A 26,993-nucleotide genomic window follows, 5' to 3' on the forward strand; every position below is an offset into this window, starting at 1 on the left:
GACCACAGCCAGCCATCGTCAATGCTATCTGTTCGGTGATAGGCCGACCAACGCGGCGCACGGCAGGGTCAGCCGTTGAATCCGGTAATGGCAAGGCTTCTGCTGATCCCGTCCAGCGGATGGGGCACGTCCTGCTCCCGGGCTGCCGGATCCGGGAACGGCAGGGTTTCGGTCCGGCTGAGGTCCCAGGCCATGCTGGCACTCAGGCTGATTCCCCGGGGACCGGTCCGCCGGGTGGTGCCCCTAATGAGGAGCAGCCTGGTGCCGAACAGGAGCATCCCGGCTTTTTCCTGGGCCTCGTGGAAGAAGACAGAGTCGACACAGCCCGTGCCGTCGTCGATGCTGATGAACACCACCCGCCTGCCGCCCCGCATGGGTGGGGTCTGGGTGGCCACCCGCACCCCGGCCACCAGGACCTCGGTGCCGTTCCGCAGTCCCAGCAGTTTGTCTGCGGTGGTGACGCCCAGCCTGTCCAGCAGGGGCCGGTGGCTGTCCATCAGGTGGGTGCTGACGTCCACTGCCATCAGGTCAAGCTCTGCCCGGACGTTTTCCACCAGGGTTGGGGCCGGCAGTTCCGGGGTGATATTCCGCAGTTCAACATCCCCCAGGGGAAGTGATAGCTGTCCCTCCAGGACCTCGACGCCTTTCCTGCTGCCGCCGGACGCCTGGAGCTTCTGCAGATGGTGCACCAGGTCGGCCCGGTTGGCTGTACCTCCCGCTTCCCGGTGCAGCGAATCGAAGGCCCCCAGCTGAGCGAGCCTTTTGATGTTTGGTTTGCTGATTTTCGACCTTGCGCGGAGGTCGGCCAGCGATTCGTAGGGCTGTCCGCCAATGATTCTCTTCAACTCTGTTGTGGAGAGCCCGTAGATACCGTTAAGGCTCAGGCGGATGCCGAGTTTTCCGGCGTCAGGGCCGGACTGGATCCGTTCAACCCGATACTCGGCTTTGCTGAGGTTGATATCCAGCGGAAGGATCGGGATACCCAGCCTTCTCGCCTCGGCAACCAGCAGCCGTTTGGGGTACATGCCGGGATCGTGCTCCCACAGCCCGGCAAGGAATGCCTCGGGATGGTGGGTTTTCAGCCATGCTGACTGGTAGGTGGGCACAGCGAAGGCAGCACCGTGGGCTTTGCAGAAACCGAAACTGGCAAAGGACTTAAGGGTGTCCCAAACCTTGTCCACGACGTCGGCTGAATACCCCTTCGCTTTTGCCTTCCTCCGGAAATACTCTTCAACGCCTGCTTCGCCCTCTTCGCTGCTCAGGGCCCTGCGGAACTCGTCCGCTTTGGCCAGGCCGCAACCGGTCATGACGTCGAACGTCCTCAGGATCTGCTCGTGGAACACGGTCACACCGTGGGTTTCCGCCAGCACCGGTTTCAGGTCGGGGTGGGGGTAGACCTCCGGGGCAAACCCGTGCCGGTGTTCAAGGAAGGGCCGCACCATATCCGACTTCATGGGCCCGGGGCGGAAAAGTGAAATATCGATGATGAGGTCGTTGAACTCCCGTGGGGCCATCTTGCCGATCAGCTCGCGCTGGCCCGGTGATTCGATCTGGAAGCAGCCCAGGGTGTGGGTGCTTCGGATCAGTTCATAGGTGGGCTCGTCATCGAGCGGCACCGCATTGAGGTCGATATGGCCGTTGTCCGCAATATAGTCCGGCCCCGAACCATCCGACCCGGCCGAGTGCCGGCCGGCAGCAACAACCTCATCCTTTGACGGATGGATCCGGATGATTTCCCGGACCGCGAAGGCCATGGCGCTTTGCATCCGGACCCCCAGGACATCGAGCTTAAGCATGCCCATGGGGTCCATGTCGTGCTTGTCGAACTGGCTCATGGGCAGCCCCAGCCCGCTCGGCTGGACCGGGGTGCGGTCCAGGAGGGTTGCGTCGCCGAGGATCACGCCACAGGGATGCATGGAGATATGGCGGGGCAGCCGGTCAAGGCGTTCGGTCAGGTCCACCAGCAGATCCAGCTGTTGGTTGCCGTCGGCGTCGCGCTGCTCAACCCTTCCGGCAAACTCCCGGAGTTCGGGTTTTTCCTGCAGCGCTTCACGGAACTTGCGGGCTGAGAAGCGCCACAGCTGCTTGGCGATCTCCCCCACTTCGCCGTCATCCATGCCAAGGGCCATGCCGGCGTCGCGTACCGCTCCCCTGGCCCGGTAGCCGTTCTGCATGCTCATCAGCGTGACGCGCTCGGAACCGAACCGCTCGAAAATCCGCCGGTAGACGTTGTGGCGCTCGGCACTTTCTACGTCGATGTCGATGTCCGGAAGGGTGGCCCGGTCCTGGGAGAGGAAGCGCTCGAAGATCAGGTCATGCTGGAGGGGGTTCACGTGGCTGACGTCGATGAGGTAATTCACAAGGCTGGAAGCGCCGGATCCGCGGGCCGCAGCCCGGACGCCCATGTCCTGGATCATCCTGGACACTTCGGCCACTGTCAGGAAGTAGGAGGAAAATCCGAGGTTCCGGATGATGCCCAGTTCATGCTCCAGCCGGGAAACCATGGATTTTTCTGCAGCCCCGCTAATGCCTGGAAAGCGCCTGCCTATCCCTGCGTTGCAACGCTCCACGAGTTCCTGGTGCGGTTCCTGGCTGATTCCCAGCACGGCGGCCTCCGGCACCACGGGCTGTTTCCACCCCATGTCTGAGGCAGGATCAATCCGGCACAGGTCCGCGAGCGCCTCGGTCTGCGTCATCAGCTGTTTCAGGTCAGCGGCACCGTATCCTGCCGCAGCGATGATTTCCTTGCCGAGCAGGAGCATCTGGTCAGCCGACTTCAGCCAGCCCTGGCCGGTGGGTTGGAGCAGCGGTTCGCTGGCGAGCTCCGGCAGCGATTTCAGGGTCCTGGCCGAATCCAGAACGTCAGCCGTGGGGGCGCCGTCCGCAGCGCAGTACCGGACAGCGTTGGTCAGGATCGCCGGCACGTGGTGTTCCTCGGCGAGCCGGAGCATGCGGACTGCGTGGGCAGTGCTCAATGGTGACCCCGGGGCGCTGAGCTGGGAGACGATCTCAGCCACCACAGTCCCGCCCGGCATGGCATCCAGCCATTGTTTGAAGAGGGTGCGCGGGCGGAGATAACGCCGGCCTCCCATCGCCCGGCCGACATCCGAATCCGGGCCGATCAGGACAGTCAGTACCGGCTTGAGGGTGTGCGGATCAAGTGTCCGGGAGGCAAGTTCTGCACGTGTCAAGGCCACGGGCACCGCTCCCCCGGCTTTTCCCGTTGTCCGGGCATGGGCGTCTGAGATCAGGCGGCACAAGGCACGGTAGCCCGCGCCGTTGTTGTGCCCGCGGGCAAGGACAACCACCCTGCCTGCCACCTGGGTGCGGTGGTCGCCGTCGTCGTCAAGGACCGCAAGGTCTACTCCCACGATGGGATCAAGGCCTGCAGCCATACAGGCCTTGAGGTGCTTGATGGTTCCGTACAAGCCGTCCCGGTCGGTGCAGGCAAGGGCAGTGGCACCGTCCGCTGCGGCGGCCTGCGCCAGTTCATCCGGCCAGGAAACCCCATAGTGGGCGCTGAAGGCGGTGGAGACGTGAAGGTGCGTGAAGCTCATGCTGTTCTGGGCCGGAGGGCATCATGGATCCGCAGGAGCCGCCAGCGGCCACTGCGGATATGGCGGGAAAGGTCAAGGGTCAGCGGTTCTTCGGTGGCATTGCTGCCGGCGGCGCCGTCCGGGGCAGGCAATACCTGCACCCGCCAGATTTCATGGTCCACTATCCCGGGGCCGCTCCCCAGGGGTGCCCTGCTGTCCTCTGCCCACCACTGCCGCCGCTCATACCAGCGCATTGGTTCGGCGCAGACATCGTAGGACCGGCCGCCCCAGGTAAGGCTTACAGGCTGGCCTTCCGGCGAGCACAGGACATCAACGGATTCGCTGAACATGCCCATGCCGCCTCCCGGAATAACCTGACCCTATTCGAATATGTGTTCGAACAGTTCAAGTCTACGCCGGGTTCAGCCTGATGCATAGAAATGGGCAGCAGGGCTTCCCCGCCGTTACCGGACAAGGGGGTGGACGGAGCGTAAAGCAGGGAGCAGGATGGAGCCATGGATACCCAAGACGCACTCCTCAAGCAGGCAAGCCTCAAAGCACAGGACTCCACCTCGTGGCCACCTTCGATATCGACGGCACTATTCCCGGATCCGGCGCATACGTGGTGGGACTGGTCGGTGCCACCCCGGATTATTCGTCGCAGCGGCGGCTGTGCATCGAGTTCATGAACGGGGAGGCCATTGCCTTCTACTCGTTCAACCGCGAACAGGGGGTCGAGGAGAACTATGACCTGTCCGGCGTAACCCACTCCGACAGCACCATCACCGGGCATTTCCCCAAGGCCGCCATCAATGGACTCGGCCAGGGGCATGTCATCTCCGCCTTCAGCGAGGCGGACGGCCGGGAGTTCCAGCACGGCGTCCCGGTAGAGGAAGCCCTGTAAGGCTTCCTCTTTTTGTTGCCCGGGGTTTTTCTTGCCCGGACTTTTTTTGCCCTGGCGCGGGCGGTCAGCTGGATTCTTTGTGGACCCGCATCTCGAGTTCAATAAAGCCCGAGATCATGGCCCGGTACGTGGATTCCACGATGTCCGGGTCAATGTCCTTCTTCTCAGCCGCCGAGCGGACGTGTTCGATGATCCGTTCCACGCGGTCGGGCGCACGGACCTCCGCGTCGTCGCCCTTCAGGGTGCCGGCGATGCGGATCAGCCGTTCGCGGCGGGCGATGAGGGTGACAATCTGGTCATCCACCTCATCCACAGCAACCCGGACGGCAGCGAGCTGTTTCTTATCGGCCAAAGCGTCCCGATCGTTTCCTTGAATAGTTGCCATCGTCTGACAGTATCGAAGCATGCAGCCAAGAGTCGACTTCATTTCATTGGGCGTCCGCAGCGTTCCAGCGTCCAGGGCGTTCTACGTGGATGGCCTGGGCTGGCCGGTCCACAAGGAGGTTCCCGGGGACGTGGTGTTCATCCAGGTCAACCATGGCCTGGTGCTCTCACTCTGGGACGCGGGCCAGATGCAGGCGGAAGCCGGCGTCAGCGCCCCCGGCCCGGTCCCCAGCATCACCCTGAGCCACAACCTTGGCAGCACGGAGGAAGTGGACCAGGTGATGGCCGAGGCGGCAGCAGCGGGCGCCGCCGTCGTCGCCGAACCGGTGACCCAGCCGTGGGGCGGCTACAGCGGCTATTTTGCCGACCCGGACGGATTCCGCTGGGAAGTGGCGTACAACCCCACCTGGGCAGTGGACGACGCCGGCACAGTCACCGTTTGACCGGTCCCCCGGCAGGGCGGGCCTGCTAGAACAGTGCCTCCACGGGCCGGATCAGATCCGGGCCGTTGTTGCGCACGTTGCCCACTTCCTTGCCCACGGACTCCACGAGCCAGTCCGCAGCAACATCCTTGACGCCGGACCGCACCAGATCCACCAGCCGGCCGCATCATCAGCTTCCGGGTCCAGCCAGGCCTGCATGGTGGCCTTGTCCATGGGCAGCGGAACCCGGTCGTGCAGCGCTGTCAGCTTCCCGAACACTGTCGACTCTGATCCCGGCGGCGGTGTGTCAGTTGTCAGGATGGAAGTGGAAAGCATCCACTGCCCCGGCTCGCCGGCCGGCACGGAGGGGTCCCGCCACCATTCGTAGAGGCCGGCAAAGACCAGCCCCCTGTTTTCCCCGGGATGCACGTAGTAGGGCTGCTTGGCCTTCCCCGGGCCCTGCTTCCATTCGTAGTAGCCGTCCGCCGGGACTGCACAGCGGCGCGACTGGACGGCCTTCCGGAACGCGGGCTTCTCCAGCACGGATTCGCTCCTGGCATTGATCATCCGCGAGCCGATTCCCGGGTCCTTCGCCCACGAAGGGACAAGGCCCCAGCGGGCCACATGCAGCTGCCGGACCTGCCTGCGCTCCGGCCCGTCATCCACCAGCCGTTCCAGGACAATGGGGACGTCGTCGGTGGGCGCCACATTCCACGACGGCGGAATGCTCACCTCATCCTCCAGCTCGGCGTCGAATTCCGCCAGGAGGCCCCCCACGGCGCGTGCCATCACATAGCGTCCACACATGGCTCCAGCATGCCATCGGCGACATCTGCTGTCATCCGGGCCGTCCGGCAGCTGCGGGCGCACGGGAATAGGCGCAGGCACGCTACCGTTGACAGGAACGGAACCCTACATCGACACAGAGGAGACCCCTGTGGATTTCACTCCCGAATCCGGCACCATCACCATGTTCTCCACCACCTGGTGCGGCTACTGCAACCGGCTGAAGAAGCAGCTGGATGCGCAGGGCATCGGCTACACGGAGATCAACATCGAGGAAGTGGATGGCACCGCCGAACTCGTGGAGCAGCTGAACGGCGGCAACCGCACCGTTCCCACGGTCCTGTTCCCGGACGGTTCGGCAGCAACCAACCCGTCGGCAGCCGAGGTCAAGGCGCGCCTGGCGGCATAGGCACGGCCGGCCGCACACACTTTTCGATGCGGGTCATGCCCCCAGGCTGCTGAAGGAAGCGGACTCCAGGGCGGCATGGCCCGCATACGTTTGCAGCAGCGCGTCCTCAACGGCCTGGACGGTGGTACCGGGCACCAGGTCTTCGACGGCGCCCGCTGTGGCCGGATCCCATTCAAGCCCCAGGGCCGCGTAACTGTCCGTCAGGACTTTCCGGATCGGGGCGGAGTTTTCCACCACGATCACCGAGCTGAAGAGCCAGCCGCCCGCCACGACCCGCTGGGCGGTGCCCACGAGCTTGATCCGGCGGGAGGAATCGGCCGGGTATGACCCGTGGACGCTGAACTCGCCCGGGCAGTATTCCCCCGGGATTTCCCCCACGGCGGCGTGGACACCGACGGACTGCAGGGCCTGGGCGAACAATTCCCCGAAGTACCCGAAGCGGGTTTTGGAGCCGGCAATCGCATCGGCATCCGGCTCGATGTGGTCCACCACCAGGGTGCCCTGATGGTAGGCGGCTGCGCGTCCGCCGGCCCGGCGGACCAGCGGTTCAAAGCCGTTGTCACGGCAGGCAAGGGCCGCTGCTTCGAACCCCGGCAGGCGGGTGTCCCGCTGGCCGAACGCCACGGTGGGAGCGGGACGGTAAAGCCGAAGGGTCGGACCGATCTGTCCCGACCTGGCCTTTGCCAGGAGCTCCAGCCCGAATTCCAGGTCCCGCCCCGCTCCCAGCGAAACTTCCTGCCGCACCACAGTCAGTGTGCGCGTTTCCTGAACGGGGTGGTGCATGGTGCCGGGCTCCCTTATGGTCATTCCGCAGTTCCTGGTTGGACTGCCGGCGGACAGGCCAACCCTAGGTTACGCCGTCGCCTGCCACATTGTTCACAGCCCGCGGCGGCCGACCCACAGGCCGGCCAGCAGCGGGACCACCGAGGCAAGCATCAGGGCATTCCCCAGCCCGGCATCGTCAGCACGGACCAACGCGCCCGCCACCAGCAGGGCGGCAAACACGAGGACCGAGGCCGTCCGCCGCGCCGTCCGCTCCAGCCGGGCCACCTGGCGTTCAAGGCGGGGGTTGGCAACGGAGAGGTTCCCCTCTTCGGCCCGGGTCAGGAAACCGTCCACCCGCCCGGGCAGCCGAAGCACCAGGCCGGCGGCGTCCAGCGCCTGCCGAGCAGCGTCCTGCACCAGGTTGCCTCGCTCGTCCCGCAGCAAGCGGGCGGCATAGGGTTCCACCGAGTCCCACAGGTTGAACTTCGGATCCAGGGAACTGCACACCCCCGAGGTCAGTGACATGGCGCGGATGATCAGCAGGAAGTTCTCGGGCAGCTGGAACGGCAGCGACCGGACCAGGTCGCCGAACTCCACCGCAAAATCACGGAATTCACGGGGATCCACTTCCCGGAGCTCGGCGAATCCCATGCCCCCGAACCTGGCGAAGAGCTGGGTCATGGCCCTCTCCAGCTCCACCGTGTCGGCCGCGGGTATCAGGACGCCCACGTCCCTGATGGCTGCCACCAGTCCCTTGCCGTCACGCGCTGCGGCAGCGATCAGGAGCTTGCGCAGGCCGCTGCGGGTGGAAGCCGTGACCTCACCCGTCATGCCGAAATCGATGAACGTCAGTTTCCACGGTTTTTCACCGCTGCCGCCATGCACGGGGGTGACGAAAATGTTGCCCGGATGCGGGTCGGCGTGGAAGAAGCCGTTGGTGAACAGCTGGTCGAACATGACCGCGGCGAAGACCGGAGCCACCTCCGCCGGATCGATCCCGGCCGCCCGGAGCGCAGCGACGTCGGTGACCTTGATGGCCGTGACGTCCTCCAGGGTGAGGACACGGCGGGTGCTTTGTTCCCAGACGGCTGGGGCACCTGAACGCGGGCGTCGCCGTCGAAATCAGACGCGAACCGCTCCGAATTGGCGGCCTCGTGAAGATAGTCGATCTCCTCGTGGCTGGTCTGCGCGAATTCCTCCACCAGGGCCGGGACGTCCGCCCGGTCCGAAATGAGGCGGAAGCGGCTGAGCCACCCGCCCACCCTGCGCAGCGCGGCAAGGTCGACGGCGACAATCACGTCGATGCCCGGACGCTGCACCTTCACCACCACGTCCTTCAGCCCGGCCTCCTCGGCGAACTCCGGAAGGAGCCGTGCGCGGTGCGCCTGGCCCAGTGATGCTGCCGCAATCGGAGTCTCCTCGAACACGGCGAATACCCGCTCCAGCGGGCAGCCGAGTTCGGATTCAGCAAGCGTGCGCAGGGCGGCGAACGGAACCGGCGGGACCTCGTCCTGCAGGCCCTCGAGCTCGTCGGTAATTTCCGGGGGCAGCACGTCCAGCCGGGACGACAGGAACTGGCCCACCTTGATCATCAGGCCACCGAGGTCCACCGCGAGCAGGTGGAAGCGTCGGGCGAAGCGCTGCATCCGCCGGGAGCGGGTCCGCTCCGCGGCCCGCGCCAGCCCGATCCGGGGCAGGAAGAGCTCGAACCACCAGATCGACGCCAGGTTCCACGCGGCGAACCGGAGGATCCGCCGGTACCGGGCACTGGTGTTTCCCGCGCCGGATACAGGGTTGAGCAGGTCGTGGCGGAGCGGGGGCACCTGCGTCAGTCCTGGGCGAGGATGGAGTACATCCGGCGCCGCGCCTCGTCCAGTACGGCCACGGCCTGTTTCACCTGTTCCGGTGATCCTGTCCGCCCCACCTGCGCGGCCGCCTGGGCGAGCTCAACGCCTGCCCGGGGCAGGGAGGCGAAACCCGCCCCGGCGGCAGGCCCGCCGGCGCTCCACGGCTCCGACAGGTGGTCGCGGGCCACCTCTTCCCGGCCGGCTTCCGTGAGGGTGTAGATTTTCCGGCCGTTCGATTCCTCGGCCCTGATCACGCCCTCGTCGGCCAGCAACTGGAGTGTGGGGTACACGGAGCCTGCGCTCGGCTTCCAGTTGCCGCCGCTGCGCTCCTCGATTTCGCGGATGATCTGGTAGCCGTGCATGGGACGCTCTGCGAGCAGGGCCAGCACCGCCGCCCGCACCTCGCCCTTGCCGGCACGGGTGCCGGCGCGTTTCTCGAACCGTGAACGCAGCTCCTCCACGGCCTGCCACAGCCCGTCGATATTGCTGCTGCCGCCGAATCCGTAAGCCGGGAACGATCCATTCATGCTGGTCTCCTCTGGAGCATGCGAACGATATACAACGATACTTAACGATACGTCCAGGGCCTCCTAAAGGACCATCATCAGCAGGTCACGTCCGGCGCAGCGTCAGGATCTGTTCGGCGCGCCCGAACGGGCCCATCCGGTCATGCAGGACCGTGGACGTCAAACCGATCCCGTCCCGGCCGAAGGACACCGCGTTGTCCAGCCCCAGCCACTCGCCTTCGGGCCGCCGGTACATGTGGATCTGCAGGTCCAGGTTGGGAAAGGCGAAGCTGTCCTTGCCCGGCGGAACCCGGGCAGCGATGCCGTTGGCGGTGTCCACCAGGCCCATCAGGCGGGCCAGGTCGCTGCTGTCCTCCCGGTCCGTGAGCGGGTGGTCGGTGCGAAGCCACACTTTGCCGGCGCCCGGCCGGTGCCCTTCGGCAACACGCATTTCCAGGGACCTGATGTAGCCACCCGGCCAGACGGCCGAACCGTCGTAAGGCTTGCAGTCGTCCGGACCCGGGATGGCGGAATCCTCGACGGCGGCGACTTCAGCAGTGTCGCTGGTGATCATCCGCCAGGCTGTTGCCCGGATTGCTGTCCGGCCCGCAGCCACCAACTCCGCCTGCAGCAGTTCGATGGTCTTCCCTGGCCTTAGCGTGGAGGTCTCGATGTGGAATTCCCCGCCCGGGATCAGGCCCAGGATCTCGTAGCTGAGCCGGGCCATCCGCATATCCGCCCGCGGCTGGTGGCGTTCAAGGGCTTCGGCCAGGAGCCCGGAGGCGGGCGCCATGTGCTGTTCGTGGGCGTTCCAGGCGCCTGCGCATGGATGGTGGATCGGAAGTGGCCGCCGCCCAGGACCTGGTAATAGGCGTTGCCTTCGGCAAGCCCGGGGAACTCGTCAGTCAACGCTGGCCTTTCGCAGAGAACTTCAGTGAATTGCCACTAACTCTAACGGCTGGCGCAACACCGCAGCAGCGGTCCGGCGCGAAATGCTGTGCCGGCGAAATGATTGAGTCTGGATGAAGCCAGCGGACTAGACTCAGGAACTGGTCCTGTCAGCGACCTCGAAACGAGGTATTCCATGCGCGTCATCAGCTACAACCTCCGCAAACACAAGGCCAGCGGCGAGCTTCTCGCCCTGGCCAGGAACCATGACGTCGATGCCCTCTGCCTCCAGGAGGTGGACGCCAGCGACCTCCCTGAAACGCTGGGCCCGCTGCACCTGGCGCACGTCACCAAGGGAAACCGGCTGGGCCTCGCCGTCTACTACCGCACCAGCCGCTTCACCGCGCTCGATACCCAATCCTTCGCGCTGAAAAAGTCGATGCATGACAGGTCCTGGCACCGGCGCACGAACGGCTGATCGGCGTGCGGGTGATGGACAACGACACCCAGCACGAACTGGTCATCGGCTCGTTCCACGCGGCGCCGCTCACCGCCTCCAACTCGCTCCGGCGCAAGCAGATCCACGCCGCCCATGCCGAACTCCTCAGCATGGGCAGGGGCCTGATGACGCTGATGGTGGGTGACTTCAACTACCCGTTCTTCACGAAGAACCTGGACATCCACATGAAGAACTCCGGGTATGCCCTCTCCCTCAGCAACCGGCGCACCTACACCCGGTACAAGGTCTTCAAGGGCCACTTCGACTTTGCCACATCCCTGGGCCTGGACATCCAGAGCGTGGAGACGCTGCCGCGCGGCAACTCGGACCACCTGCCCATCCTGGTCACGGCGGAATACGGTCCGGACTACTAGGAAGCGCCGCCGCGATCGGGGCCGGCGGCAGCGAGCCGCCGCCTCAGGCCGGGCCAGGCGGCCGCGAAACCGGGATGCAGTTCCTTCTGCTCCACCGCATCGAGCGGGATCCACAGCAATTCGATGCTCTCAGGATCGCTGATGACCGGGTCGAAGGGCTCGCGCACCAGGACCACCACCGTGGTGTAGGACCAGTAGCCCAGGTCCAGGACAGAGGTGAACAGCACGTCCACACCCTCCGGCGGGACCGCCGCCTCTTCCCAGGCCTCCCGGAGCGCGCCGGCCACGGGCTCCTCGCCCTGGTGGAGGGCTCCGCCCGGGAGCCCCCACGTTCCGCCGTTATGGCTCCAGAACGCCCGGTGCTGCAGCAGCACACCCTTCGCCGGATCGTAGGCCAGCACGCCGGCAGCGCCGAACCGGCCCCAGAAGCGCCCGCGGTCCCCTTCCACCCAGGCGTCGCCCGGATCCCGGGGACCCGTGCGGACGGGCGGGGTGGCGGACGCTGCGGAAGCCAGAGAATGATCCATCAGCCCAGTCTGACAGGTGCATCACGCCCGGGCCCAGTATCCGCGGACGTCAGTTGCCGTGCGCGCGTTCGACGGCGAAATCACCGCCGGGATACATGATGGTCTCGTGCCCGTCATCAAAGCGGACCAGGTAAGGCGGGGTTCCGTCCTGTCCCCGCACTTCCAGGATCACTCCGTGTCGGTCCGTGGATCCAACATGCCGGCCGTGGACGATAATGCGGTCGCCCTGCGCTGCCTCCATGGCAATCACCTCCAGCCCCCAGATTACGACTCTCCCGGGAACCGGAACAGGCCCCGCGTGGCAGGATTTCCCTATGCCGCTGAACATCGTCCTGGTTGCTGATACGCACATTCCCAAGCGGGCCAAGGACCTGCCCGCCAAGGTATGGGCCGCCGTCGAAAGCGCGGATGTGGTCTTCCACGCCGGGGACTGGGTGCAGGCGGAGGTGCTGGACAAATTCCAGGAACGCAGCCGTTCGCTGGTGGGCGTCTACGGGAACAATGACGGGCCGGATCTGCGCGCCCGGCTCCCTGAAACCGCGCGCATCACCCTGGATGGCGTCCGGTTTGCCATGGTCCACGAGACCGGGCAGGCAAAGGGGCGCGAGCTGCGGTGCGAGGCGCTCTATCCGGACGCGGACGTCTTGGTCTTCGGGCACAGCCATATCCCCTGGGACGCCACCTCCCCTGCTGGCCTGCGGCTGCTCAACCCCGGCTCGCCCACGGACCGCCGGCGCCAGCCCGCCTGCACGTACATGACGGCAATTATCGACGCCGGCCGGCTGGCGGAGGTGCGCCTGGTCGAGGTCACGCGGGAGTAGTTCCGGGTTGGCAGCCGGCCTCCGGTTGCCTAGGCTGGAACGGTAAGCATGCTTAGCTTTCCTGGAATCGTTCCACCAGCAGGAGGACCACCATGACAGACCAGTACACCTTCCGGAACCCGGTCACCGCCTACGAGCACATTTCCCCGCCGAAGCAGCACCAGCCCGAACCGGGGCTGGACGCGGAGCTGATGCCCAAGGCGGACCTCGGCGAGGAAACCTACCGCGGCACGGGGCGGCTCGAAGGCCGGAAGGCAATCGTCACCGGCGCGGACTCGGGCATCGGTGCCGCCGCGGCCATCGCGTTCGCCCGGGAGGGGGCCGACGTCGTCATGTCCTACCTGCCGCAGGAGGAGGAGGACGCTGCCAGGATCGCAGGCATTATCGAAGCCGCAGGCAGGAAGGCCGTGAAGGTGCCCGGGGACCTCAAGGACCCGTCAGCCTGCCGTGACGTGGTGGACACCGCCGTGGCAGTCCTGGGCGGTGTGGACATCCTGGTCAACAACGCCGGAAAGCAGGTGGCCCAGGAGGACCTCGCGGACATCACCGACGAGCAGTTTGACCACACGCTGAAGACCAATGTCTACGCCATGTTCTGGCTGACCAAGGCAGCCCTTCCGCACATGCCTGCAGGGTCCACCATCATCAACACCACGTCGGTGCAGGCCTACAACCCCTCACCGACGCTGGTGGACTACGCCACCACCAAGGCCAGCATCAACAACTTCACCAAGGGCCTGGCCCAGCAGCTCGCTCCCAAGGGGATCCGTGTCAACGCCGTTGCGCCGGGCCCCATCTGGACACCGCTGCAGGTCAGCAGTGGCCAGCCCAAGGAGGACCTGCCGGAATTCGGGCAGTCCACTCCCCTGGGCCGCGCCGGCCAGCCCGCAGAACTCGCGCCGGCCTACGTGTTCCTGGCCTCGCCCGAGTCCAGCTTCGTGCTGGGCGAGACGCTGAACGTCAACGGCGGCAGCCCCACCCCATAGGTCCTAGGCCTGGTCCTGCCCGGCGAGCAATTCATCGGTGGCCTGGTCGGGCTGGCCGTCGAAAAACTGTGCAAGAACGGTTTTGAACACTGTTTCGCCGGGTGCGGCGCGGAGGAACAGCGTCATGGACGACTGCAGCTTGCGGGCGTCAATGCCGCCCAGGATGTCCTCTGCGGCGCGCCCGGCATGGTTGGTGAGGGCCTGTGCGCACTCCAGCAGGCGCGGGCCCAGTACGTCGTGCTCAAGGTATCCCCGGGCTTCGTCCAGTGACCTGATCGCATACTTCCGGGAGGTGGCACTCTGTCCCAGCCCTGCGATCTGCGGAAAGATGAACCACATCCAGTGGCCCCGCTTGCCACCGAGTTGAAGTTCGGCCAGGGCCCGCTCATACGTCCCGCCACTGTCCTGTGCAGCGACGAAGCGTCCAAGGTCATAGGGATCGTTCATGGATGTCTCCTTCTTGTGGGGTCTTGCGCCCGGGCGGGAAGCCGGCGCTTGGCGGCTGCCCAAGCACTGCCGCCGCCTGCCGCAGGCTGCCGTGCGGATCCTCGGCCCAGCGGGCCAGCACCACGCCGGCGCGCTGCCGGTCCCGCTCCGGCAGCCCGGCAAGCAGCGGCGCCACGACATCGGCCACCAGGGGTCCCTCGAGTTCCGCCGTGGAGGCGGAGCGGAGGAACCCCTCGATCCGGGTCAGGTCCGAGTGGCGCAGCCAGGCGGCCTTGGCCTGGAGCAGCACCACGGCTGCCAGCCGCCGCTCGAAGACCGGCCTGGCGCCTGGCCTGGGCCGGCCCCAGAGGGCGGAGGCCAGCTGGACGACGTCATCATGGTCCAAAACCTTGAATTTCCGGAGCGCATCACGGACGGTTCCCCGGACAGCGCCCACGGAGGAACCGTAGGAGGCGAGGATCCCGCCCAGCCGGGCGGCGGCGTCGTCCGCGCGATACCAGGAGCCCTCATTCTGCAGGGTACGGTCGATGAACTCCGCTGCCGCGTCAACGACGTCCGGCCCTGCGCTCATCGCCGGCCCGCCCCGGCGTGGGTGATGCAGAACGGGGTCCACGGCCGGGCTTCCAGCCTGCCCTCGGCGATGGCTTCGCCGCATACGGCGCACGTGCCGTAGGTTCCGGCGTCCAGCCGGGCGAGGGCGGCCTCCACCTGGTCCAGGCCGGCGGCGCTCTGCTTCAGGAGTGCGGACGCCTGGGACAGTTCGAAGGCGATTGTGGCACCCTCGGGATCGTGCTCGTCGTCGACATTTGAATCGAGCCGGGCCGAACTGGCCGAGGCGATGTCCGCGCGGAGGTCCGGAAGCAGCGCAGCCTTCCGCTTCCGCTCCTCCTCAAGCAGCACCCGGAACCGCTCAAAATCTGGCATGGAGAAAGCCTAGCGCGCCCCTCAGTACCAGTTCCTGGCCACGGAGTGGTCCCACGCCGCGCAGGGTGTCCGGTAGCGGTCCCGGGATATACCCCAGCCCCCACTCGATCTGGGTGCGGTAGCTGGTGAGCCAGTCGCTGCCGGCGCTTCCCAGCTTGCCGGGCGGCAGGGCCTGCGGAATTCCATAGGCTCCGGAGTAGGGGTTGGTGGCAGTGGTCAGCCAGTTGGATTCCTTCGTCCAGAGCTGGGCGAGGCAGAGGAACTGGTCCTGCCCCCATCCATAGGACGCGAGGCGGCCGGAGGCATAGCTTTTGGCTGCGGCGGGATCGTTGACAGCGCCACCCGGCACGGAGGGCACGACGACGGCAGGCGGGGCGGGGCTTGCCGGCGCAGGGGCGACGGGGCCGGGGTCCGCCGGGGCCGGGTTGGTGTTGACCGGTGCCGGATTTACCGGCGGGGGGTTCACTGGCACCGGTACCGCCTGGGCCGGGTTTGGCGGTGCGGGAGGCTTTTGCGCAGCGGCAAGGGCGGCATCTGCAGCCGCCTGCCGGCGGGCCTGCTCCTCGGCAGCGGCGCGTTTGGCTGCCTGCGCCGCCTCATAGGCCGCAAGCGCCGCCCGGCCTTGCCGGTATTCGCCCTCAAGCGCCGCCGTCGTGCCCTTGAGGGATGCCAGCTGGGCGGTCAACTCTCCGCTGCGCCGCTGCTCTTCGGCGACCTGGCGGGCCACCGCGTCCTGGGCGGAACGGGCAGCGTCCAGTTTGGCCTTCGCCTCTCCGGACAGGCGTTCACGCTCCGCCCGGGCGGCCTTTTCCTGCTCCGCCAGGGCAGCGGTGGCCTTTCCCGCGGCCTCCGCCCGGCTGACCAGGTCCGCGGTCTTGGCTCCCACGACTTCAACCACATTGAGCCCGTGAATGCTGTTGTTCTCAAGGGCTTCCAGTGCCACAAAGAGTCCCATGGTGGTTCCGCCGGTTTTGTACGACCTGGCGGCCAGCGCACCAATCGCCTGCTGATGCCGCTGCAACTCCGCATTTGCCTCGGCAGCCTGGCCGGCAAGGGCATCCACCCTCGTTGTTGCGGACTGCAGGGCGGCGTCGGCCAGTGCATAATCGGCCGCAGATACGACGGCGGCTGCCCCGAGCGTTTCGGATTCGGATTGCAGGCCTTGCAGCAGGCCTGTGATCTTCTCGATTTCGGCCGCCTTGCCGGCTTCCGACTGCTGCGCTTTCTGCACGTCCTCCCACGAGGGATACCCGCCCGGCGGGGCGTCGTCCGCGGACGCCGGAAGCAGGGCGGACGGGCCGGCCAGGGCGAGGGCCAGCACCCCTCCCAGCAGCGGGGGCATCAGCATGCTTCCGATCAGGCGCATAGTTCCGAAGCCTATCGGGTTTCAATGCGAGGTTGAGGGTTAGGACCGCCAGCCTGCTTTGTCTTTATGATTTTGTGACACAAATAACAGGCCGCGCCGGACGCTCGGTATCACCCGAGGTCAACCGGATGTGGTATGAAACTCCAAACATTTGCTTAATATGATAGAAGCGCCTCGGATGTTACCCAAACGTGACAATTGCTCCGGGGCCGGGTTATGGTCTTCAGGTGTCCCTCCCAAAACGGGACATTCCCATCAGTATGCCGAGCCCTGCCACTGATACGGGATTCAACCGCTTTCCAGCTGGCAGGGACGGGGGAACCAAGTTTCCACGGCCATTTGTGGCCTTGGGGTTAAGTCGACAGCGCCTTCGTCCATTACGGGCGGTCGCCCTTCGGCCGGGTATCTCCAACCCGAACCCGACAGCTCACCCCGCAGGCATGGGAGAGGCGATCACACGTGTCAAAAAATTTTCCTACCGCCCGTCACCGCGCGACTCCGGCCCGCTCAATCGCGCTCCAGGGCTTGGCTGCTTCCGCAAAGTCCCAGGCCCGGACGCTCAGCCGTCCGGTGCTCGCAGTTGCCGCTGCGTCCGGCATTGCGTTCGGTGTTGGAGCTCCCGCCCACGCTGGCGTGACCGGCCCGGACACCACCGAAACCGCTAGCGTCCAGGCGTACAGCGCTCCGGCCGCTGCCGTGGCTGCTCCCGCTGCCGCAGCCCCCGCCGCCGGCAACGTCTACACCGTGGTCTCCGGCGATACCCTGGGTGCCATCTCGGCTGCACATGGCGTCAGCCTGAACGACGTGCTGGCCGCCAACGGCCTGGATATTTCCACCATCATCTACCCCGGTGACCAGATCACCATTCCGGGCGCCGGCTACGTGGCACCTGCTGCTGCGCCTGCTCCGGCCGCACCGGCCCTGGCGAGCACCGGAACCACCGTGAACTACGCCTCCGCCGCCGTTGCCCCGGCCCCGGCTCCCGCCCCGGCCGCCACCGGCACCGGCACCGGCGCAGCCATCCTGCTTCCGCCTACAGCCAGCTGGGCGTGCAGCAGGACTGCACCGCCATGGTGGAGAAGGCACTGCGCTCCGTTGGCCTGTCCGTCGGTGACCTGGCTCCCGGCCAGTTCTACCAGTACGGCACCACCGTGGGCACCCCCGCCCCCGGCGACCTGGTGATCACTGCCGGCCACGTGGGCGTCTACGCCGGCGACGGCCAGGTTGTCAGCGGCGGCGTGGACGGCTACAAGACCGAAGTCCACTCCATCAGCTGGCTCAGTGGAGCTTCCTTCGTCCGGGTAGCCTAGTCACCCGGCGCAGCTGAAGCAGCCGCAACAGACGCAGTACAGAGACAAGGGCGGCGGCCGGGAACTCCCGGCCGCCGCCCTTGCCCGTTAATGTGCTTCCGGCAGAGTCCGGCTCTTTCTGTCACGTACCGCAGAACGTCATGTACTTGCCGAAGTCTTCCGGGGCCCCTTCGGCGTAGCGTTCCAGGCCGGGACGCTCTTCATAGGGGGCACGCACTGCTTCCAGGAGCCTGTTCAGTGGCTCCAGGTCGCCCCCGGTGGCTGCAGCCAGGGCCTCTTCCACCAGGTGGTTCCGCGGAATGTACACGGGGTTTAGCCGGTCCATCCGGTCCGCGTCCGGTTTCATGGACCGCCAGCGGCCGGCCCAGGCATCAAATGCCGCGAGGTCCATGACCATGCCGCGGACCGGCCGTTCATTTCCGCGCGCCGCTTCGCCCAGGTAGCGGAAGAACCGGGTGTAGTCCACGGGGCCGTCCTTCAGGATCGCTACCACGCCGTCCACCAGTTCGGACGCCGCTTCGGCTTCAGGCTTCCCGCGGGGACGGCCGGCAGGCCCAGCTTGGCCTGCATTCCGTTGAACCACGCATCGCTGTACTGCCCGCGGAATTCGCCCAGCGCCTCCACGGCGGGAGCGACAGCCTGCTCCTGGTCCTCGTTGATCAGCGGGAGGATCGACTCGGCGAGGCGGGCCAGGTTCCATTCGGCGATGACCGGCTGGTTGGCATAGGCGTACCGCCCGCCCACATCAATGGAACTGTAAACGGCGGCCGGGTTGAAGTCGTCCATGAATGCGCAGGGGCCGTAGTCGATGGTCTCGCCGGAAATGGTCATGTTGTCCGTGTTCATCACGCCGTGGACGAAGCCCACCAGCATCCATTGCGCCACGAGCGCAGCCTGGGCCGACACCACCGCCCGGAACAGCGCAAGATAGGGATTGTCTGCCTCGGCGGCGGCAGGGTAATGCCGGCTGATGGCGTGGTCCGCCAGGCGGCGCAGCAGCTCGAGGTTGTCCGTGGCCCGCGCGTACTGGAAACTTCCCACCCGCAGGTGGCTGCCGGCCACCCTGGCCAGGACCGCCCCGGGCAGCATGTCGTCCCGGCGCACCATGCGTCCGGTGCCGACGACGGCGAGCGACCTGGTGGTGGGAATGCCCATCGCGTGCATTGCCTCACTGACGAGGTATTCACGGAGCATGGGCCCGACGACGGCACGGCCGTCCCCTGCCCGCGCGAACGGTGTGCGGCCCGAGCCTTTGAGGTGGATATCGCGCAGGCGGCCGTTGGCGTCCACGATTTCGCCGAGCAGGAGGGCGCGTCCGTCCCCGAGGAGGGGTGAGTAGCCGCCGAACTGGTGGCCGGCGTAGGCCTGGGCCACCGGAGCGGCCCCTTCCGGCACGTGGTTGCCCAGCAGCAACCGCACGCTTCCGGGCTGCGCAGGTAGCTGGCATCCAGCCCGAGTTCTTCCGCGAGGGCGTCGTTGAAGACCAGGAGCCGGGGCTCCGGGGCTTCCTCCGCCTGCCAGGGAACTGCCATATCTGCCAGTTCGCTGGCGAAGCGGCTGTCGAAAGTGACGGTTGATTCTGCAGCTGCAGTCATGGGTTAACCCTATCCCCGCGGTTGGTCCGGCGGTTGATCAGCCAGGTGGCGAGCCAGAGGACCACGCCGATGGCCATCAGTCCGCCGGCTATCTGGTACTGGATCACGTTCCGTCCCACCCACGGCCCGGCCAGGAAGGCGCAAAGGATGGCTGCGACCAGGGGCAGGGGTCCGGGCGAGGTGAAGAAGACTTTCCGGTTCGGATCCCGTTTCCTCCGCAGCACCAGGCACGCCACGTTGACGACGGTGAAGACGCACAGCAGCAGGAACGCCGTTGTGCCGGAAAGGTTGGCGACAATGTTGCTTTCCGGATCGCTGGTCACGTAGAGGATGAGCCCAGGGCAAGGACGGTGGAGAAGGCAATGCCCGCCCACGGGGTGCGGCGGACCGGCAGGACCTTGCCCAGGGGATGCGGCAGGACCTGCTGGCGGGCCAGGCCGTAGATCAGCCGGCTGGCCATGAGCATGTTGATCAGTGCCGTATTGGCCACGGCGAAGACGGCCAGGAACGGGAAGATCCGGTCGATGGGAAAGTCCGGTGAGCCCTTGTGCACCACCTCGAGCAGTGCGGCGCCTTCGGCTTCGCGGATGCCCTCCAGTTCGGTGGGCGAGAGGACACTGACCACGGACACGGCAACCAGCATGTACAGCAGCACGGCGATGCCGAGGCCGGTCAGCATGGTCCGGGGGAAGATCTTTTCGGGCTGGCGGGTTTCCTCCACCATGTTCACCGAGTCCTCAAAACCCACCATGGCGAAGAATGCGATGGAGGTGGCGGCGGTGACGGCGAGGAACAGGCCTTTGTCCTGGTAGTCGTTGAAGACGAAGATCCCGCCGGGGTTGCCCGTGCCCTGGGCCATGACGAAGAACCCGACGCCGATCACGATGCTTAGCGCCACCATTTCCACCAGGGTGAGCACCACGTTGAACTTGACGCTCTCCCCCACGCCCCGCAGGTTGATGGCGGCCAGCAGGAGCATGAATGCCAGGGCGACGGCCGTAATGACGCCCTGGCCGGGATCACCCATGACTCCGTTGATTTCCAGCCCGCCGAAGAAATTCTGTGCCAGGACGTTGGCTGAGGTGGAGGCGCTGGTGATGCCGGAGCAGACCACTGCGAAGGCCACCAGGAACGTGACGAAGTGGATGCCGAAGGCTTTGTGCGTGTACAGGGCAGCGCCCGCCGCCTGGGGATACTGCGTGACCAGTTCGAGGTAGGAAAACGCCGTCAGCGTCGCCACCACGAAAGCCAGGAGGAACGGCAGCCAGACGATGCCGCCCACCGTTCCGGCCATGGTGCCGGTGACGGCGTAGACACCGGCGCCAAGAATGTCCCCCACGATGAAGAGCAGGAGGAGTTTCGGGCCCAGGACCCGTTTCAGCTCGGGCTCCCCGCCCGCAGGTGTGACGCCGTCGACTTCCTCGGACGTGGCGCTCATTGTCGGCCTCCTTGCCGGGTCAGGTGGTGGACTGCCTGGTGTGCCAGGTCGGCGCGGGGGCTGCGCCGCTGCGGAAAGGGAATGTGCTGCAGGTCTGAAGCGGCCATGACGGCGGCGGCGCCGGCGCGTGCGGATGCCTGGGCAGCAAGCATGGTGGCGTCGTCGCCATAGCGGGATGAAAAATGCGTCAGTACCAAGGCACGGGCACCGGCGTGCGACGCCAGCTCCCCCGCTTGCCCGGCGGTGAGGTGGCGGTATTGCTGCGCCAGGCCGGCGTCGTCATCGCTGAAGGTTGATTCGGCAACCAGGAGGTCGGCGCCGTCGGCCAGTTCCTCAGCACCGGCGCACGGCGCGGTGTCCATGACGAATGCGAAACGCTGGCCGGGCCGGTGGATGCTCACGGCCTCGAGGTTGACGCCGTTGAGCGTGCCCTCGCGCTGCAGGCGGCCGACGTCGGGTCCTGCGATGCCCGCCGCCGCCAGCCGGTCGGGCAGCAGGGTCCGGCCGTCCGGTTCCACAAGCCGGTAGCCAAAGGTATCGATGCGGTGCTTCAGCGGCCGGACCTCAAGCCCGTCGGCGATGATTCCCGCTTTGCCGTGGGGGTGCAGGCGCAGATCGATGCCGGGCGAACTGATCGAGACCAGGGCACGGACCACATCCTCGCCTGCGGCCGGATAGTGCAGGTGGACGGGATGCCGCACGCCGTCGAGGGCCAGCCTGGACAGCACGCCGGGAAGGCCGTAACAGTGGTCGCCATGGACGTGGGTGAGGCAGATACGCGTGATGTGGGTTGCCGGAACACCCGCGTGGATCATTTGCCGCTGCGTTCCTTCGCCCGGATCGAACAGCAGGCCCTCGCCATCCCAGCGCAGCAGGTACCCATTGTGGTTCCTGGCGCGGGTGGGCACCTGGGACGCGGTGCCGAGGATGACGAGTTCACGCATGCTCTGAAGGACCAAAAAGCAGGTTCCGGACGTATCCGGGACCTGCTTCCTGGTTTCGTGGTTTTAGTGCCGCCGGAGCATTCCCATGATTTTGTGGGCCATGCCGCCGGTCCTGCCGCCCGTTGCGTGCGGCGTCCGCCTGGCGGCGTTCATCCCGGTACCGCGGACTGTTCCGCTGGTGCCGGTCCTGCCCGTGAATCGTCCAGCGGCATTCCTGATCATGCTTCCCAAGTTCATGTGAAACTCCCTAAGTCCTGATCTACCAACTGATATTCATCAGCCTGCTTATTAGTCTAGCCGTGATCCCGTTTTCGGCCAGGGCGTGCTGGCCCCCGCCTGCTGTCAGCGCTCCAGGTCCTCGGGGTCGAACTCGCTGAGCGGCGACCCTCCGAAGTTCTCGGTATCGTCACTTGCCTCGGCCTCGGGCCCGGCCGGGTTTTCGCCGAAGTCGACGTCCGCCACGGCTTCACCGAGGGTGGGCGCATCCGGCGGCACTTGCTCATCGCCTGCGTTGTACCGGGCGTCCGCCGTCTCGTCGCGGAGCGTCTGGTCACTCAGGAAATCCTCTTCTTCACCCGAAACAGTCTCTCCTTGGAGAAGCGGATCCTCCTGCCAGCGGTCCGGATTGTTCTCCGCGGCGCCCGGGTAGCTGTCCGGCTCCCCCTTGACGGGATCCAGCTCAAAGGACGCAGCGGCGCCGGGGGTTTCATCCAGGAGCACATCATTTTCCTCGACCACCTCGAGGTTGTCATCGGGGAGGTTCTGTTCAGTCATGGTGATGCCTTTCTCTTGAACTCCGGGCGAACAATAGTAAGCATACTGATGAAAAGGGCGGGATGTGAACCGGGTCTTTCCCCATGGATCAGTGCAGCAACCAGGATCCGTCCGAAGGGGGTTCCGGCTTCCTGCGCAGTTTGCGGAACAGGATGATAAAGGGCCACGCCAGCAGCTGCAGCAGCCCTGCGAGGAGGAGCAGCCAGACCACCAGGACAAGGACCGGCGAGTACAGCAGGAAAACGCCGATGGCGGCAGTGATATAGCCTCCAACCAGCGCCAGAAGCGCCCCAGGGTCCATGGGAACTCCTCATCTTAAGTTGTCGAAAGTCAGGGAGGCGTGAGCCGTTTAAATGGGAAAACGCCAGACGGGAAGGGCCGCGCGTGATTCGTGGATCCGAGAGGTGGTGCGGGTTCGAGCGGCTGCCAGGCATTCCTCCGAGGGGCTGGGGAAAATCACCCAATGCATCCGGGCCGCTTACTTCCTAACGGTCATCCCAGAGTACGCGCCTGCCTCCCGGGGTGGAAGCATCCCCCGGTGCGGCCGAGCCCGGCCTGAGCTTGGCCAGATGCAGGATCCCGAGCACCAGGAACAGCAGCGACAGAGCCAGCGGGGGCCACAGCGCCGGCGGGCTGAGCGGGACACCGAAAAGCGGCTTGGCCAGTTCTCCGATTGCGAGGGAAAAGATCAGGATGAAACCCAGCACGTGGAGTGCGGGTAAAAGCAGAAGCCCCACGGCGCGGTTCCTGAAGGTCAGGACGGACAGGATCAGGAAGCCGGGCATGATGAAGCACAGATCCAGGATGAAGATCGAGTAGAGGGAATCGATCTGCTCTCCGCTGTTCATCAGGGGCAGGAGCATCGCGATCCACAGTGGGTAGAAGATCAGCGGCTGGAGGATCGCGCCCGAGGCCGAGAGCAAGCGGATACCCTTCGGGAGGGCCGGTGGGGTCAGATCGCGCCTGAAGTGCGCGCCCGCCAGGACCATGCACCAGAAGGCCAAGGCGAAGATGCCCATGTAGGCCAGGTAGAGGCCGTTGTAGGCCCGTTCAATCACATAAATCCCGTACGCGTAGAAAAGGTAGCCCAGGATCCCCAGTGCTGCGATGTGGTGCCTGGTCTTCCCGGGTCCGGCCGCGACGGCAAGATAGCCGAGGCCAAGCCCGGCTGCCACTGAGAGCAAGTCCTGGGAAAATGCCCCGGGCAGGATGTTACTGCTGACAATCCCGGCATAGATTTCCGGACGCGCGGCGCCTGCCGCCGCAACCGGCAGGGTGAGGACGGCGGTCAGCGCCCAAAGCGTCCTGTGGAGCCTGATGTGATGGAGCATCTGTGCCTTCCCCGGAGGTGGCCCGTGGGCGCCTCTTTGTTCGCGGCTTATTCCACAGGCTCGCACTGGAACCCGGGGTCCCCCAAGGGCCTTAGGTCCCCTCCATATCCACGGTCGGCCGCCTCCGCGCCCGTGACCTTTGGCCCTACAATCCGCGGCCCCCGGGCGGGAGTGTTAAACGTGTCCAGCACCGCACAAGACGAGGAAGCACGGCCATGACAATCCATAAACCAATCGCCGTAGGCACCAACGACTCGGCCAAAGCCAGGCGGCCGTCCTGTGGGCAGCCCGCCGGGCCCAGCGGGCGAATGTCCCGCTGGTGATTCTCCACGTCGTAGACGACCGCTGGGTGGCAGATCCCTACCCCTGGTTTGGGGTGCTGGAAGAGGCCGGCGACAAGCTCCTGCAGGTGGCCGCCGGACGGATCCGGGGCACCTTCCAGGTTCCCGTCACCACCCGGCTCCTCAACGGAAGCGTTGGCGGAGCGCTCGCCAAATATTCCGGCAAGGCATCAATGCTGGTCGTGGGCTCGGGGACCGGGCACCTTGGCGGCGTCCTGGCCGACCGGGCACTCCAGGTTGCCGCCACCGCCAAAGTCCCGGTTGCCGTGGTAGGGACGCAGGATCTCAACGGCCGCTCCGGCGTGGTGGTGGGCGTTGACGGTTCCAAGGAAGCGACCCTCGCCGTCAGCTTTGCGGCCGCAGAGGCTGACCGGGAGGGTGAGGAGCTCACGGTGGTCTACGCGGTGCGAACACCCGATCCAATCGTGGATGCCGGACTGTCGTCCACCACTCTGGCGGAGCTGATCGTGCAGGAAGAACGGGTAGTCCTTTCCGAAACAGTAGCCGGGCTTGAGGAAGACTACCCGGACCTGAAAGTCCATCAGATCCTCGAGACCGAAAAGACCCCCGTGGACGCCTGGTGGATGCCGCCGCCGGAGCCAGGCTGCTGGTGGTAGGCAGCCGCGGCAGGGGCGGCATCAAGCGCCTTCTCCTCGGATCCACAGCCCACGGCGTCCTGAAGCACCTGCCGTGCCCCACGGTCATTACCAGGATCCAGGCCGCCAGGAACAAGGCCTAGGCCTGGACCGGCACCATGAAGAAGACCCCCGCAGTCATCCTGCTCATTCTCGGCATCCTTGCCTCGATCGCCGGGGCCACCGTCCTGGCTGCGGGGGTGGTTGCCTCAGTGGTGGGATCCGTCCAGGGCGACGGATACCTCACCTCCGGCACCGCCCGGCTCTCGGTGGGCTCCCACGCCCTGACCTCGCCAAGAATCGATGCCGTGGGCGAGGGCGTCCCACCCCGGCTGCCTTTCGACGTCGGCACACTCAGGTTGCGCGCATCCTCCGTTGACCCCGGCAGGGAAATCTTCCTGGGGATTGCTCCCCAGGAAGATGTTGAGCGATATCTTTCCGGCGTGCACCACTCCGAGCTCCTCGAGGTGGACAGCCGGCCCTTCCGGGCGGAGTACCGTGACGTTCCCGGCACCGGCTCGCCGGCACCTCCCCGGGAGCAACAGTTCTGGAGCGCATCCGTTGCGGGTGCCGGCGAACAGGAGCTGACTTGGGACTTGGCTGCGGGAAGCTGGGCGATAGTCATCATGAATGCCGACGGCAGCACCGGCGTCGACGCGCAGGTGCAGGCCGGCTTCCGTTCAGATCTGATCCGGCCTGCGGCCACCGGCCTGCTGGTGGGAGGCGCAGTCGCACTCGCCATCGGCATCCCCCTGCTGATCCTGGGGGCGGTGGGACTCGGGCGGCACGCCGGTCCTCCGGGCGCAGCGGTACTTCCACCACAAGCGCCTATGAATCCGGAGGCACGGGACAGCGCCCCGTATCCCGCTCGGCTCATTGGGGAGCTGGATCCCGCCTTGTCACGGGCCATGTGGCTGGTGAAGTGGTTCCTGGCCATCCCGCACTTCATCGTCCTGGTCTTCCTGTGGTTCGCGTTCCTCGTGACCACCGTCGTGGCCGGGTTCGCCATCCTGTTCACCGGCCGCTATCCGCGGGCCCTGTTCGACTTCAACGTCGGGGTCATGCGCTGGAACTGGAGGGTGGCCTTCTACGCCTACGCCGCAGCAGGCACCGACCTCTACCCGCCCTTCACCCTGGCACGCACGGCCTATCCGGCGGACTTCGAGGTGGACTACCCTGAACGCCTTTCCCGCGGCCTCGTCCTCGTCAAGTGGTGGCTCCTGTCCATTCCGCACCTGCTGATCGTTGCCGCCCTGGCCGGCACCACCTGGACCTGGCCGGCAGACACCGAAGACCTCGGAACCACGTATGAACGGGGTACCGGCCTGTCCCTGCTGGGAATCCTGGTCCTGGTGGCAGTGGTGGCGCTGCTCTTTACCGGCCGCTACCAGCGCCCGCTGTTCGACCTGATACTCGGGATCAACCGCTGGATCTACCGCGTCATGGCCTACACGGCCTTGATGCGTGATGAATACCCGCCCTTCCGGCTCGACCAGGGACCCCTTGACCAGGAACCAGGGAACGCCAGGCGGACCTTCGGCCCTACCCCTCCGGCAACGGCCGCGACAAGATACGAGGGACCACCGCCGCCACATGAGGAGCTGAAATGAGCACAGCGGAAACACCATTTGCCCGGATTCTCGTGGGCGTGGACGGGTCAGAGCCCTCCGTGGAGGCGCTCCGGCAGGCCCAGCGCCTGGCGCTGCCCCTTGGCGCCAAGGTCCTCGCCACCGCCTACTGGGACTACCCCCAGGTGTACGCCGGCTACGTCATGGTGGGCATCGAAGGCTTCGAGGAACGCGCCGGGCAGATCCTTGACGAGGCGGTGACAAAAGCCTTCGGCCCGGAGACGCCGTCGAACGTCGTGGTGGGCCTCGTCCGGGGGCACCCGCGCGAGTCACTGATCGAAGCCAGCAGGGACGCGGACATGGTGGTGGTCGGACGGCGGGGCCACGGAGGTTTCGGGGGCATGCTGCTCGGATCCGTCAGTTCGGCCCTCGTGTCCCATGCCCACTGCCCGGTCCTGGTGGTCCACACGCCTGAAACAGACCACAACAAGTCCTGAAGGGGAATGCCGTGAGCAGGCCGGATGCGACCGGCAGCGGGCCGACGGATCCGCTGCCGGGAAATGGACGACGCCGGACGGCAGCCATTGCACTCGTAGCCGCCCTGGTGCTCGTCGCCGTCGTCCTGGCCGTCCTGCTGCAGCGCCCCGCGGAGAGCCCCGAGCCCGC

The 26,993-nt window shown here is 66.2% G+C and carries 24 protein-coding genes, 8 pseudogenes and 1 riboswitch; of the genes and pseudogenes, 12 read left to right on the forward strand and 20 right to left on the reverse strand.

All coding sequences use genetic code 11. From position 1 onward, the window contains the following. Positions 1-68 precede the first annotated feature (68 nt). The gene (locus G205_RS07540) at positions 69-3,557 is read right to left on the reverse strand and encodes a DNA polymerase III subunit alpha (protein WP_009357454.1); all 3,489 of its coding nucleotides are present in this window, start codon (positions 3,555-3,557) and stop codon (positions 69-71) included. After that, on the reverse strand, positions 3,554-3,892 hold the full coding sequence (locus tag G205_RS07545; protein ID WP_009357455.1) for a DUF6504 family protein: 339 nt from the start codon (positions 3,890-3,892) through the stop codon (positions 3,554-3,556). The genes G205_RS07540 and G205_RS07545 overlap by 4 nt, the downstream gene beginning before the upstream one ends. A 159-nt stretch (positions 3,893-4,051) precedes the next feature. On the opposite strand from G205_RS07545, the pseudogene G205_RS07550 reads away from it, so the two are divergent. Next, a pseudogene (locus tag G205_RS07550) lies at positions 4,052-4,440 on the forward strand (hypothetical protein). Between the two features lie 64 nt (positions 4,441-4,504). Here the strand turns inward: G205_RS07550 and G205_RS07555 are convergent. Further along, positions 4,505-4,825, reverse strand: coding sequence for a chorismate mutase (locus tag G205_RS07555; protein WP_035752355.1), 321 nt, complete (start codon positions 4,823-4,825; stop codon positions 4,505-4,507). 19 nt (positions 4,826-4,844) lie between these two features. On the opposite strand from G205_RS07555, the gene G205_RS07560 reads away from it, so the two are divergent. Continuing rightward, positions 4,845-5,267: a VOC family protein gene (locus tag G205_RS07560; RefSeq protein WP_035752358.1), complete on the forward strand. Its 423-nt coding sequence runs from the start codon at positions 4,845-4,847 to the stop codon at positions 5,265-5,267. A 25-nt stretch (positions 5,268-5,292) separates the two neighbouring features. Here G205_RS07560 and G205_RS07565 read toward each other — a convergent pair. Further along, positions 5,293-6,035, reverse strand: a pseudogene (locus tag G205_RS07565) (SOS response-associated peptidase). 148 nt (positions 6,036-6,183) lie between these two features. Here G205_RS07565 and G205_RS07570 point away from each other — a divergent pair. Beyond that, positions 6,184-6,441: a mycoredoxin gene (locus G205_RS07570; protein ID WP_009357459.1), complete on the forward strand. Its 258-nt coding sequence runs from the start codon at positions 6,184-6,186 to the stop codon at positions 6,439-6,441. Positions 6,442-6,474: 33 nt separating this feature from the next. Here G205_RS07570 and G205_RS07575 read toward each other — a convergent pair whose 3' ends face one another. The 4 genes and pseudogenes from G205_RS07575 to G205_RS07590 all read right to left on the reverse strand — a co-directional run bounded on the left by G205_RS07575 (position 6,475) and on the right by G205_RS07590 (position 10,468). Further along, the gene (locus tag G205_RS07575; protein WP_009357460.1) at positions 6,475-7,248 is read right to left on the reverse strand and encodes a lipoate--protein ligase family protein; all 774 of its coding nucleotides are present in this window, start codon (positions 7,246-7,248) and stop codon (positions 6,475-6,477) included. Between the two features lie 69 nt (positions 7,249-7,317). After that, positions 7,318-8,852: pseudogene (locus G205_RS07580) on the reverse strand (ABC1 kinase family protein). A 182-nt stretch (positions 8,853-9,034) separates the two neighbouring features. Further along, the gene (locus G205_RS07585; RefSeq protein WP_009357461.1) at positions 9,035-9,580 is read right to left on the reverse strand and encodes a PadR family transcriptional regulator; all 546 of its coding nucleotides are present in this window, start codon (positions 9,578-9,580) and stop codon (positions 9,035-9,037) included. Positions 9,581-9,665: 85 nt separating this feature from the next. Further along, positions 9,666-10,468, reverse strand: a pseudogene (locus G205_RS07590) (thioesterase family protein). A gap of 175 nt (positions 10,469-10,643) precedes the next feature. Here G205_RS07590 and G205_RS07595 point away from each other — a divergent pair. Then, a pseudogene (locus G205_RS07595) lies at positions 10,644-11,320 on the forward strand (endonuclease/exonuclease/phosphatase family protein). On the opposite strand, the gene G205_RS07600 reads toward G205_RS07595, so the two are convergent. Beyond that, complete coding sequence (locus G205_RS07600; protein ID WP_009357463.1) at positions 11,317-11,847, reverse strand: NUDIX domain-containing protein; 531 nt, start codon at positions 11,845-11,847, stop codon at positions 11,317-11,319. The pseudogene G205_RS07595 and the gene G205_RS07600 sit on opposite strands and share 4 nt — an antisense overlap. Positions 11,848-11,896: 49 nt before the next feature. After that, positions 11,897-12,088, reverse strand: coding sequence for a DUF1918 domain-containing protein (locus tag G205_RS07605; protein ID WP_009357464.1), 192 nt, complete (start codon positions 12,086-12,088; stop codon positions 11,897-11,899). Between the two features lie 73 nt (positions 12,089-12,161). On the opposite strand from G205_RS07605, the gene G205_RS07610 reads away from it, so the two are divergent. Beyond that, positions 12,162-12,668: a metallophosphoesterase family protein gene (locus G205_RS07610; protein WP_009357465.1), complete on the forward strand. Its 507-nt coding sequence runs from the start codon at positions 12,162-12,164 to the stop codon at positions 12,666-12,668. A gap of 92 nt (positions 12,669-12,760) precedes the next feature. Continuing rightward, positions 12,761-13,654, forward strand: a complete 894-nt coding sequence (locus G205_RS07615) for a glucose 1-dehydrogenase (protein WP_009357466.1) — start codon at positions 12,761-12,763, stop codon at positions 13,652-13,654. Positions 13,655-13,657: 3 nt separating this feature from the next. Here G205_RS07615 and G205_RS07620 read toward each other — a convergent pair whose 3' ends face one another. From G205_RS07620 to G205_RS07635, 4 genes are read right to left on the reverse strand one after another with little or no spacing between them, the layout of a single operon-like run. Further along, entirely contained in the window at positions 13,658-14,101 is a 444-nt protein-coding gene (locus tag G205_RS07620; RefSeq protein ID WP_009357467.1) for a DUF1810 domain-containing protein, read from the reverse strand. Further along, positions 14,085-14,672: a DNA alkylation repair protein gene (locus G205_RS07625; protein WP_009357468.1), complete on the reverse strand. Its 588-nt coding sequence runs from the start codon at positions 14,670-14,672 to the stop codon at positions 14,085-14,087. Before G205_RS07625 ends, G205_RS07620 begins: the two co-directional genes overlap by 17 nt. Beyond that, a complete protein-coding gene (locus G205_RS07630) occupies positions 14,669-15,025 on the reverse strand; it encodes a TraR/DksA family transcriptional regulator (protein WP_035752362.1) in 357 nt (118 codons plus the stop codon). Before G205_RS07630 ends, G205_RS07625 begins: the two co-directional genes overlap by 4 nt. After that, complete coding sequence (locus G205_RS07635; RefSeq protein WP_009357470.1) at positions 15,012-16,391, reverse strand: aggregation-promoting factor C-terminal-like domain-containing protein; 1,380 nt, start codon at positions 16,389-16,391, stop codon at positions 15,012-15,014. Before G205_RS07635 ends, G205_RS07630 begins: the two co-directional genes overlap by 14 nt. A gap of 280 nt (positions 16,392-16,671) precedes the next feature. Continuing rightward, a riboswitch (cyclic di-AMP (ydaO/yuaA leader) is annotated at positions 16,672-16,847 on the forward strand. A 69-nt stretch (positions 16,848-16,916) separates the two neighbouring features. On the opposite strand from G205_RS07635, the gene G205_RS07640 reads away from it, so the two are divergent. Together G205_RS07640 and G205_RS23730 are read left to right on the forward strand one after the other, a co-directional pair. Continuing rightward, entirely contained in the window at positions 16,917-17,573 is a 657-nt protein-coding gene (locus G205_RS07640; RefSeq protein ID WP_338058401.1) for a LysM peptidoglycan-binding domain-containing protein, read from the forward strand. Continuing rightward, entirely contained in the window at positions 17,462-17,701 is a 240-nt protein-coding gene (locus G205_RS23730) for an NlpC/P60 family protein (protein ID WP_338058402.1), read from the forward strand. The genes G205_RS07640 and G205_RS23730 overlap by 112 nt, the downstream gene beginning before the upstream one ends. Before the next feature lie 121 nt (positions 17,702-17,822). On the opposite strand, the pseudogene G205_RS07645 reads toward G205_RS23730, so the two are convergent. The 3 genes and pseudogenes from G205_RS07645 to G205_RS07655 all read right to left on the reverse strand — a co-directional run bounded on the left by G205_RS07645 (position 17,823) and on the right by G205_RS07655 (position 21,678). Beyond that, positions 17,823-19,296 (reverse strand): annotated as a pseudogene (locus G205_RS07645) (protein adenylyltransferase SelO). Further along, a pseudogene (locus G205_RS07650) lies at positions 19,293-20,734 on the reverse strand (APC family permease). The pseudogenes G205_RS07645 and G205_RS07650 overlap by 4 nt, the downstream one beginning before the upstream one ends. Next, the gene (locus tag G205_RS07655) at positions 20,731-21,678 is read right to left on the reverse strand and encodes a ribonuclease Z (protein WP_035752365.1); all 948 of its coding nucleotides are present in this window, start codon (positions 21,676-21,678) and stop codon (positions 20,731-20,733) included. Before G205_RS07655 ends, G205_RS07650 begins: the two are co-directional and overlap by 4 nt. An 85-nt stretch (positions 21,679-21,763) precedes the next feature. Here G205_RS07655 and G205_RS22605 point away from each other — a divergent pair, with 85 nt between their 5' ends. Continuing rightward, on the forward strand, positions 21,764-21,919 hold the full coding sequence (locus tag G205_RS22605) for a hypothetical protein (protein WP_235046816.1): 156 nt from the start codon (positions 21,764-21,766) through the stop codon (positions 21,917-21,919). A gap of 101 nt (positions 21,920-22,020) precedes the next feature. On the opposite strand, the gene G205_RS07660 is transcribed toward G205_RS22605, so the two are convergent. The 3 genes from G205_RS07660 to G205_RS07670 form a co-directional block, all read right to left on the reverse strand. After that, entirely contained in the window at positions 22,021-22,452 is a 432-nt protein-coding gene (locus G205_RS07660) for a hypothetical protein (protein WP_009357472.1), read from the reverse strand. 88 nt (positions 22,453-22,540) lie between these two features. After that, positions 22,541-22,753, reverse strand: coding sequence for a hypothetical protein (locus tag G205_RS07665; RefSeq protein WP_009357473.1), 213 nt, complete (start codon positions 22,751-22,753; stop codon positions 22,541-22,543). Between the two features lie 184 nt (positions 22,754-22,937). Then, entirely contained in the window at positions 22,938-23,783 is an 846-nt protein-coding gene (locus tag G205_RS07670; protein WP_009357474.1) for a hypothetical protein, read from the reverse strand. A 215-nt stretch (positions 23,784-23,998) separates the two neighbouring features. Between G205_RS07670 and G205_RS07675 the strand changes: the two are divergent. The 3 genes and pseudogenes from G205_RS07675 to G205_RS07685 all read left to right on the forward strand — a co-directional run bounded on the left by G205_RS07675 (position 23,999) and on the right by G205_RS07685 (position 26,824). Continuing rightward, positions 23,999-24,863 (forward strand): annotated as a pseudogene (locus G205_RS07675) (universal stress protein). A gap of 15 nt (positions 24,864-24,878) precedes the next feature. Next, positions 24,879-26,369, forward strand: a complete 1,491-nt coding sequence (locus tag G205_RS07680) for a DUF4389 domain-containing protein (protein WP_009357475.1) — start codon at positions 24,879-24,881, stop codon at positions 26,367-26,369. Continuing rightward, positions 26,366-26,824 (forward strand): universal stress protein, encoded by a 459-nt coding sequence (locus tag G205_RS07685; RefSeq protein WP_009357476.1) that lies wholly within the window; start codon positions 26,366-26,368, stop codon positions 26,822-26,824. The genes G205_RS07680 and G205_RS07685 overlap by 4 nt, the downstream gene beginning before the upstream one ends. The last annotated feature ends 169 nt before the right edge of the window (positions 26,825-26,993 follow it).

The organism is Arthrobacter nitrophenolicus, from assembly GCF_000332815.1.
Taxonomy (GTDB): Bacteria; Actinomycetota; Actinomycetes; order Actinomycetales; family Micrococcaceae; genus Arthrobacter; species Arthrobacter nitrophenolicus.